Below are 7481 nucleotides of genomic sequence, written 5' to 3'. Positions count from 1 at the left end.
CGGCACGCTCAAGGGCATCCGGCGGGTGCTCGGCAATGGGATCGACTACCGGCGCAGGACCCCGGGGGCTGATCGGCTCGGCTGGCGCGCATTCGGATTGGCCGGTGCGCTCGAACTGGATCTGTTCGAGGCGGAGGACTACCCGTCCCTCGGGACCGACAAGCGGAGGCAGTACCGCGAACTCGGGTACGAGCCGGAGAGCGCGCAGGGTCCGCAGTGGGTGGTGACCGTCCACGCGCTGGTTCATGTCGGTGCCCTGGGCGACGCCGCCGTCAGGGCGGTCCTCGGAAGCGTCGCGCCCGTGGTTCATCTTCAGGATCTCCACGAGGACAAGGCGCTCGTCGAGAACGCCGAGGCCGTGATCGGCTACGCCTCGAAGGTCTCGATTGAGACCTCGCTCGCGGGCGACGAGCGGAGGCCGTGGCCCCAGGAGGCCGTGAAGCAGTACGTCGCCGCCGCCATGCGGTGCAGCCACGGCCGACAGGCGTTCAAGCTCCTGATCCGACCAGTTCGGGACACGAAGACGAAGAAAAAGAACAAGGAGTTGATCTCCTCGTTCCTTGAGCCGATGCCGATCGTGTTTTGATCGACAATTCATTCAGAGAAACTGTATATACTATAATAGTAGAAGGTGAAGAATTTCATGGACAAGTTTTTTGTTAGTAAGACGGTCGCTCCTGGCGACCTGCCCGCCCTCGTCATTGCCCTGAACGCGAAGACCCGCGACGGGTACATCGTTCGTCAGGTTCAGATCACCCCGCTCGTCTGGCTCGTTCTCGTCGGATGTTCGTGGCGCGACGACGCTGAGTTCGTTCGGGGTCTGTAGATCACGGGCTCTGGCTTAACTTGGCCTGGATGTCGCCAACCTTGGCCGAGTGCCGCAAGTTCTCGTCGCGTAGCTTCCGCTGCGCGTCGTTCCGGCGCTCGGCCGCTCGGCGGGCCTGCTCGGGCGTGAGGGGCGGCTTGGTGCCTGCCGGGGGGCGGGGACGGCGGGTCGCCGCCGTCTCGATGATCTCGTAGTAGCGCATCCGGTATTTACATCGAGGCGTAGAGAGAAACCCTCAGTCTAGTCAAGAAGATTTTTCGCCCAGCTTGTCCTTGGCCTTCTTCCGCTTGGAGATGGCTGAGATATGTACGTCGAGGTTCTTGGCGATTGCTGTGAGCGTCATCCCTGCCGCCAGACCCGCATCGACGGCGGCAGCCCCGGCCTCGGTCAGCCTGCCGTTCGGCTTTTTGTAGACGGGCCCGGCGTCCCCGGCGACCGGCGACGCGATTTCCTTCTCCAAGGCGGCGGCCAGGAGTTCGAGGCGTTCGGCCGCGCTGGTCATCGCCTTTCCGGCCGTTTGTAGCTCGGTGGCAGTCGCTTTGAGCCCGGCGATCAGGGTCTGGCTCATGGTCTCGATCTCCGCTTTTCCCACATGTCGCATGGGGTGTGACTTATGGCACGTCACTCCTTCTAGCAGGGTTTTGCGATATGTCGATACCGAGTTGAGATTTGTCTCAGGGATCGGACCGGCCTCGTCGCCGGGGGTGTTGCCATACGGAACATGCTCGTTGACGTACCTCACATTTCGGCGGGCCGGACGCTTCTTGCGATATGTCGATTAAGTGTTGATTTAAGTCGCGCGCCTGATCTGGTCGGAGGTTGGCTCGGTTTGCGATATCTCACGCTGCCAGAGACCTATCGCAACACTCTTCGACCGGCCTGCCTTTCGACATATGGGAAGTACGGTTTTCCATATGTCGTTGACCTCGGTTCTGACTTCCGATAATGAAAGTGTATCGGAAACCAGAGGACGCGAATGGCCGTGTGGACCGTCGATCGGGAGGGGGTGGTCCGGTGCGACCCCGAGCGGCGTCCGGCCCGGCGTCGGGCTGCTCGGACCCGGGTCGATCCCGCCGTCGCGCCTGCCGATGCGGTTCCCGACGCCCCGGCCGGGCGCGGGCTCGTGGTGGCCGGTCCGCGTCGCGGCGACGTGCTCGTCGCCACCTCCGGCGGCGTGCTCGCTCACCCGGAAGATCTCGCTGCGCTCGCGGAGCGCGCCAGAGCCTTCGCCGAGGGATCGCGGTCGGCAGCGACGCGCCGGGCGTATTCCGCGGATCTCGCTCACTTCACGGACTGGTGCGCTGCGGTCGGCCTCGCGTCGCTCCCGGCCGAGCCGTACACGGTGGCGGCGTACATCACCGCGTTCGCCGATCGGCTCGCCACCGCCACGCTGGGCAGACGCATGAGCGCCATCGCCGTTGCGCATCGAGCGGCAGGTTACGTGATGGATCTACGGCACCCGGCGGTGCGGGATACGTGGCAGGGGATTCGCCGTGCCAAGGGCACGGCCCAGCGCCACGCCGAGGCACTGACGACGCCGATCCTGAAGCAGGTGCTCGCCACCTGTAGCGGGGGCCGCCTGATCGACCTGCGCGACCGCAGCCTGCTGCTGACGGGCTTCGGCGGCGCACTTCGCCGGGCCGAACTCTGCGCCCTCGATCTGGCCGACGTGGCGGTGCTGCCGCAGGGGCTGAAGCTCCGCCTCGCCCGCAGCAAGGGCGATCAAGAAGGTCAGGGAGAATTCGTGCCGGTCGGGCGCACCGGCAGTGCGTTCTGCCCGGCGGCGGCGTTCGAGGCGTGGGTGGCGGCTGCCGGGATCTCGGCGGGCCGCGCCTACCGCTCTGTCGATCGGCACGGCCGGGTCGGGACGGGCCTCTCGACGCGCGCGGTCGCCCAGATCGTCCAGAGCCGCGCCGAACTCGCCGGGCTCGATCCCACGGCGTTCAGCGGCCACTCGATGAGGTCGGGCTTCTGCACGTCGGCCGCCGCGGAAGGGGTTGAGGAGCGGGTCATCATGCGCCAGAGCCGCCACAAGTCGGCGAGCACCGTCAGGCGGTACATTCAGGACGGCGACCTCTGGGCGCACAGCCTTACAAAGAAGGTCGGGCTGTAGGTCCAGACCGGGCGTGCGTACCTGTCCCCTGGACATAGGACAGGGTGACACGAAGAAATTTCCGAAAGTTGAAAAAGTTCCGTTCAACCTCTTGAAGCGGGGCCATAGGCCACCCATCTGCCCCAAGCTTGTGCTGTCGCAACTATGCGGCGGATATGAGTAAGGCCGGGGGTGCGGCAAACACCTGACCGGCCTTGAGTTTAACCCTGCGAGCAGGGATGATATCACTGTGACGCTGAAATGGTGCCTCGAAACGGCCCTGTCAAGAGATTTCTCCAAGCCCCTGCTCGCCCCCTTGGGGACGAGAAAATGCAGTACGAAATGAAGGTTTTTCAGGATCAGGATCGCGAGAATTTCCGTGTTCTCGACCGAGGCGGTGACCCCTGGTTTGTGCTCACGGACGTGTGCAGGAAGTTGGAGATCGGCAATCCGTCCGATGCGGCGAAGCGGCTGGACGACGACGAAAAGGGGGTCGCCACTATCGATACCCCCGGCGGTCGGCAGCCCGCGACGATCATCAGCGAGTCCGGGCTCTACAGCCTGATCCTGACGAGCCGGAAGGAAGGGGCGAAGGCGTTCCGGAAGTGGGTTACGAGCGAGGTTCTTCCGTCCATTCGGAAGACCGGCTCCTACCACGGCCGCGTTCCTGCGTTCATCAAGCGGTACAATGAGAATTGGGACCGGATCGATCCGGGCCACTTCTCGGTGCTGAACGAACTCGTCATCCACCTGTGGGGCCGTCTGGAACATGCCGGACGGACGATGGCGGACTTCGCACCTGACGGGAAGGAGAACCGGCCGGACGTGAGCGTCGGGCGGTGTTTCTCGGACTGGTTGAAGGCCAACCACCCCACGGTCTCCACGTCGTTCAGCTACTACATGCACAAGACGCCGGAGGCCGAGGTTGAGGCGCGGCAGTACCCGTTCTCGATGCTCCCCCTCTTCCGGGAGTATCTGGACACGGTGTGGATTCCCGAGCGTGCGCCCGGGTATCTCAAGACCCGCGATCCGGAAGCTCTGCCCTACCTTCAGAAGCTCCTGCCGTCCCCCGACAAGCCGAAGCCGGGGATGATGCGGACGCCGACCAAGCTCATCCGCAAGGCAAGCTGATCGCGAGCAAGACCGAGGTCAGGGCATTCCCCCGACCTCCCAGGAGGAGCGGAGGGGCCGTGCCGGTCAGGCGGACCGGTAGCGAGTTCTGTCCGGCGGCGGATGGCGTTGAGGAAGCGGCCCGCACCTTGGGGTGCGAGCCGCCGTGTTACCGGCTCAGGCGACCCGGATCTCGGGGAATCGTTTGCCGTTCAGGACTTCGCTGACGCGGCCCTGGTTGATGTGCAGCTTCGCCGCGATCTCGTGCTGGGCCAGATCCGTGGACCGGGCCAGCCGCTTGATCTCCGCCGCCATGGTGGCGGTGAGCGGTGCGCTGACGCGGCGGCCCATCAGCGCCGCCCCCGGCCAGCGCCGTTGTCGGTCGGATCGACGAGCACGTACCGCTGCCCCGCCGCAGGCGTCGGCGGCATCGGCTCGTCCTTCGTCACCGTCCGCTCGCCGTGGGGGGTCTGTCCGCCGCGCGGGCCGACGATCTGGTACTGGCCGGAGCGCGGTGCGGTCTGGCCCGGTTTCAGGGTGTTGGACATGGGAGATGTCATCCAGTGGCATTGCTCGAAAGCCCTGGACGGCCTATGTCCCGCAGTACCCCTACTACGAAACGACGGCCGCTTGTTCTCCGGCACCCCCGGAGCCACTGACCGCGACCGCCGAAAACACCAAGGCCGGACTGCGGAAACGCAGCCCGGCCATTTTTATGGCCGAGACCCTACTCTTTGTAAAGCCCTGCCGTGGTGGTTCCCACAGGGTACCCGGATTTTTGATTTCGTCAATCCGTTTTCTGACCAAAATTCAGCGAATTCAGAACAGGGGTTTGAGCGGTCTTCCAGCCGCCAAGGTCTTGAAGAATATGGGTTTCCGGGCGGAGACCAGCCGGGCTCCGGGCATGAATTTCGTGACGAGAATTTCATCGTTAAGAACTCAGAAACCATGAAACCCGTACTTCGGTCCGGAGGGCACCCGGAGACCGCCCGGAGACCGCGCCATGCCGATCAAGCAGATGACCTACGCGGAACTCGCGGCCGTCTGGGAGATCAGCCCCGAGGCCGCCAGAAAGAAGGTCGAGCACCTTCGGCTGCCGCGTAGCACCGGCAACGACGGCAAAAGCCGCGTCATGATCGACCTCGACGAGGTCCAGCACCAAGCTATGAAGCCACGGTCCGACCGGAGGACGGCCGGAGACCGGGCGGAGGCCGATCTCCTCCGTCAGCACGTAGCGACCCTACAGGCCGAGGTTGATCGTCTGGCCGCCCTGGCCGCCACGCACCGGGCCGACTACGAGCGCGAGCGCGAGCGAGCCGAACGGGCCGCGGCCGACCTGACGACCCTCGCCGACCGACTCGCCAATGCCGAACGCGATCGGGCCCAGCAGACGGCCGCGGCCGATGCGGCGCGCTCGCAGACCGAGCGCGTGCGCGCCGAGGCGGATGGCCTCCGGGCCGAGCTTGCTGCCTGGAAAGCGCGACCGTGGTGGCAGCGCGCTCTCGGCTGACCCCTGTGGATTTCGGGACGAACGATATCGCCGACACGGTCAGCTTGTGTTAGATTTCGTTTGCTGGCCGATTACTGGCCGACGCGGGAAACGGGTCTTCTCCGACCACGGCCTGATCTGGCCTGTAGTGGAGTAAGCTTGATCCGAACCCTCATCTCATTCAACGCACCCGATCCACGGCCACGCACTCGCGCGAGCCCGTGATCTGTGCTGCAATGGCTAACAGTCCGTAAGGATTCCCGGAGCGTATCGCACGCCGTATCGATGATCTGAAACGCCAACGGCCTCGCAGGGGTGGTAGCCTGCGAGGCCGTCGAAGAGATTGGGCTTTTGGCACCCGTACAGGCCGAAGGCTCTCACATCGCCTCGCGCGAAGCAATGGCGCTCGCCTAAATTCGTCGAACGAATTTCGTTCGACGGATGCGGCGAGTCCGTTGGTCTCTGGCTCTCCGCTCAACCGATGCGGCCCTGAAGAAGGGCCACACCATGTTCACGGACCACCTGCGCGAGGCGATCGACGCCGCGCGTTCTGACGCCCGCCTCGTCGAGCTTTCCGGCGCGATCTGGCAAGGGCATGACGCAGGCGCGCTCGACGACGACGAGGCGCAGGCGCTCGCCGAGATCGTCCATGCTCGCCGGACGGCCCTGCGCGGACCACAGGCGGCCTCTGGGGCCGATCCCGGCCGTCGCCTGGGCCGACCCTCCATCTTTCCGCCCAAGCGCGTCCAGCCCCGTCCTGATCGTTCTCGCTCGCGCGGGCGGCGGCGGCGGCACGCTCGTGCTCGTTGGATGCCGGATCACCTCGCCGACCGGTTCACCGATGGCGAACTGGCCGTGTTGGCGGTCGTCGCCGAGGAGCACGCGGCGAAGGGCTTCTGCGATCTTCCGGTGGCTAAGTTGGCCGCCCTGGCGGGCGTGTCGGAGAGCACGGCCCGCAACGGGCTCCGAGCCGCTGCCACGTGGGCGCTGATCGTGATCGAGCACCGCCCGCGGCCAGGACGGCCCCATCTGCCCAACATCGTCCGCCTCGTGGATCGGACGTGGCTGGCCTGGATCACGCGCCGACCGGCGTCGTGGCAGCGTGGCAGGGGGGGAGGGTGCAAGAGATTCCAGGCCACGCAAGAGAAGAAGAAAAACCCCCCTTACCCCCCAACGAACCGGGGGCGTTCGGAGAAGTCGGTTCGAAAGCTGCCGGTGACGGGCAGTTCAGGCTGAACCGTCGAGATTCCCCGGATTCGGGAGGCGTCGAAGTATTTTGACAATGCAATATGTCTCAGGATAAATGTATATGCGTTTTCACTGAGATGGAGCCATGAAGAGGAAAGAAACAGAACAACGGATACTTGAAGCCTACAACCAGATCGTCGATGAACTTGCCGGAAACGGACGAGGAGAACGGCTTTACGGCTACGAGCGGGCGGTTCGCCATCGGAGCAAGTACGAGTCGTGTGGCCGGATTCTCACCAGCGGCCACGGCCACGAGGTGTCGCACTGGTGCCGCCGACCGGTCTGTCCGACGTGTGCGGGATTCTGGGGCCGCAGGCTGGCCCAGACGCTACTGGCGGCGTGCCCCGATACCGATTCCGACGCGTATCGGATGGCGACCCTGGTCGTCGGGTTCGTGCCGCATCCGGATGCCGCCTTCGGCACGCTCAAGGGCATCCGGCGGGTGCTCGGCAATGGGATCGACTACCGGCGCAGGACCCCGGGGGCTGATCGGCTCGGCTGGCGCGCATTCGGATTGGCCGGTGCGCTCGAACTGGATCTGTTCGAGGCGGAGGACTACCCGTCCCTCGGGACCGACAAGCGGAGGCAGTACCGCGAACTCGGGTACGAGCCGGAGAGCGCGCAGGGTCCGCAGTGGGTGGTGACCGTCCACGCGCTGGTTCATGTCGGTGCCCTGGGCGACGCCGCCGTCAGGGCGGTCCTCGGAAGCGTCGCGC

11 protein-coding genes are annotated in these 7481 nt (G+C 65.2%); 7 read left to right on the top strand and 4 right to left on the bottom strand.

Annotation, left to right across the window (positions count from 1 at the left end):
• Both G4G93_RS35175 and G4G93_RS35170 read left to right on the top strand, forming a co-directional pair.
• Positions 1–586 (top strand): hypothetical protein (locus tag G4G93_RS35175; RefSeq protein ID WP_165091935.1); only part of this gene is annotated, 586 nt, incomplete at its 5' end.
• A gap of 57 nt (positions 587–643) precedes the next feature.
• Positions 644–826, top strand: coding sequence for a hypothetical protein (locus G4G93_RS35170; RefSeq protein ID WP_165091933.1), 183 nt, complete (start codon positions 644–646; stop codon positions 824–826).
• 1 nt (position 827) lies between these two features.
• On the opposite strand, the gene G4G93_RS35165 is transcribed toward G4G93_RS35170, so the two are convergent.
• Both G4G93_RS35165 and G4G93_RS35160 read right to left on the bottom strand, forming a co-directional pair.
• Positions 828–1028 (bottom strand): hypothetical protein, encoded by a 201-nt coding sequence (locus G4G93_RS35165; protein ID WP_165091931.1) that lies wholly within the window; start codon positions 1026–1028, stop codon positions 828–830.
• 42 nt (positions 1029–1070) lie between these two features.
• Positions 1071–1394 (bottom strand): hypothetical protein, encoded by a 324-nt coding sequence (locus G4G93_RS35160; RefSeq protein ID WP_165091929.1) that lies wholly within the window; start codon positions 1392–1394, stop codon positions 1071–1073.
• A gap of 582 nt (positions 1395–1976) precedes the next feature.
• Here G4G93_RS35160 and G4G93_RS35155 point away from each other — a divergent pair.
• Positions 1977–2939: a tyrosine-type recombinase/integrase gene (locus G4G93_RS35155; protein ID WP_165091927.1), complete on the top strand. Its 963-nt coding sequence runs from the start codon at positions 1977–1979 to the stop codon at positions 2937–2939.
• 309 nt (positions 2940–3248) lie between these two features.
• The gene (locus G4G93_RS35150; protein WP_165091926.1) at positions 3249–4049 is read left to right on the top strand and encodes a Bro-N domain-containing protein; all 801 of its coding nucleotides are present in this window, start codon (positions 3249–3251) and stop codon (positions 4047–4049) included.
• A 156-nt stretch (positions 4050–4205) separates the two neighbouring features.
• Here G4G93_RS35150 and G4G93_RS35145 read toward each other — a convergent pair whose 3' ends face one another.
• Both G4G93_RS35145 and G4G93_RS35140 read right to left on the bottom strand, forming a co-directional pair.
• A complete protein-coding gene (locus tag G4G93_RS35145) occupies positions 4206–4379 on the bottom strand; it encodes an XRE family transcriptional regulator (RefSeq protein ID WP_165091924.1) in 174 nt (57 codons plus the stop codon).
• Positions 4379–4576 carry a hypothetical protein gene (locus tag G4G93_RS35140; RefSeq protein WP_165091922.1) on the bottom strand — a complete coding sequence of 66 codons (198 nt, stop codon included), beginning with the start codon at positions 4574–4576 and terminating at the stop codon, positions 4379–4381. The genes G4G93_RS35145 and G4G93_RS35140 overlap by 1 nt, the downstream gene beginning before the upstream one ends.
• Before the next feature lie 455 nt (positions 4577–5031).
• Here G4G93_RS35140 and G4G93_RS35135 point away from each other — a divergent pair, with 455 nt between their 5' ends.
• The 3 genes from G4G93_RS35135 to G4G93_RS35125 form a co-directional block, all read left to right on the top strand.
• Positions 5032–5538 carry a hypothetical protein gene (locus G4G93_RS35135; RefSeq protein ID WP_165091920.1) on the top strand — a complete coding sequence of 169 codons (507 nt, stop codon included), beginning with the start codon at positions 5032–5034 and terminating at the stop codon, positions 5536–5538.
• 486 nt (positions 5539–6024) lie between these two features.
• Complete coding sequence (locus G4G93_RS35130; protein WP_165091919.1) at positions 6025–6753, top strand: hypothetical protein; 729 nt, start codon at positions 6025–6027, stop codon at positions 6751–6753.
• A 97-nt stretch (positions 6754–6850) separates the two neighbouring features.
• On the top strand, positions 6851–7481 hold a 631-nt coding region (locus tag G4G93_RS35125), incomplete at its 3' end, for a hypothetical protein (protein ID WP_165091918.1).

Source organism: Methylobacterium sp. DB0501, assembly GCF_011043735.1.
Lineage (GTDB): Bacteria > Pseudomonadota > Alphaproteobacteria > Rhizobiales > Beijerinckiaceae > Methylobacterium > Methylobacterium alsaeris.
The sequence above is the reverse complement of the archived record's forward strand: the minus strand, read 5'-3'. Positions and strand labels throughout refer to the sequence as shown.

Bases quoted from the DNA above. Each gene is read 5' to 3' on its own strand.
- G4G93_RS35170 (WP_165091933.1), top strand. From the start codon at position 644: ATGGACAAGTTTTTTGTTAGTAAGACGGTCGCTCCTGGCGACCTGCCC.
- G4G93_RS35165 (WP_165091931.1), bottom strand. From the start codon at position 1,028: ATGCGCTACTACGAGATCATCGAGACGGCGGCGACCCGCCGTCCCCGC.
- G4G93_RS35160 (WP_165091929.1), bottom strand. From the start codon at position 1,394: ATGAGCCAGACCCTGATCGCCGGGCTCAAAGCGACTGCCACCGAGCTA.
- G4G93_RS35150 (WP_165091926.1), top strand. From the start codon at position 3,249: ATGCAGTACGAAATGAAGGTTTTTCAGGATCAGGATCGCGAGAATTTC.
- G4G93_RS35145 (WP_165091924.1), bottom strand. From the start codon at position 4,379: ATGGGCCGCCGCGTCAGCGCACCGCTCACCGCCACCATGGCGGCGGAG.
- G4G93_RS35140 (WP_165091922.1), bottom strand. From the start codon at position 4,576: ATGTCCAACACCCTGAAACCGGGCCAGACCGCACCGCGCTCCGGCCAG.
- G4G93_RS35135 (WP_165091920.1), top strand. From the start codon at position 5,032: ATGCCGATCAAGCAGATGACCTACGCGGAACTCGCGGCCGTCTGGGAG.
- G4G93_RS35130 (WP_165091919.1), top strand. From the start codon at position 6,025: ATGTTCACGGACCACCTGCGCGAGGCGATCGACGCCGCGCGTTCTGAC.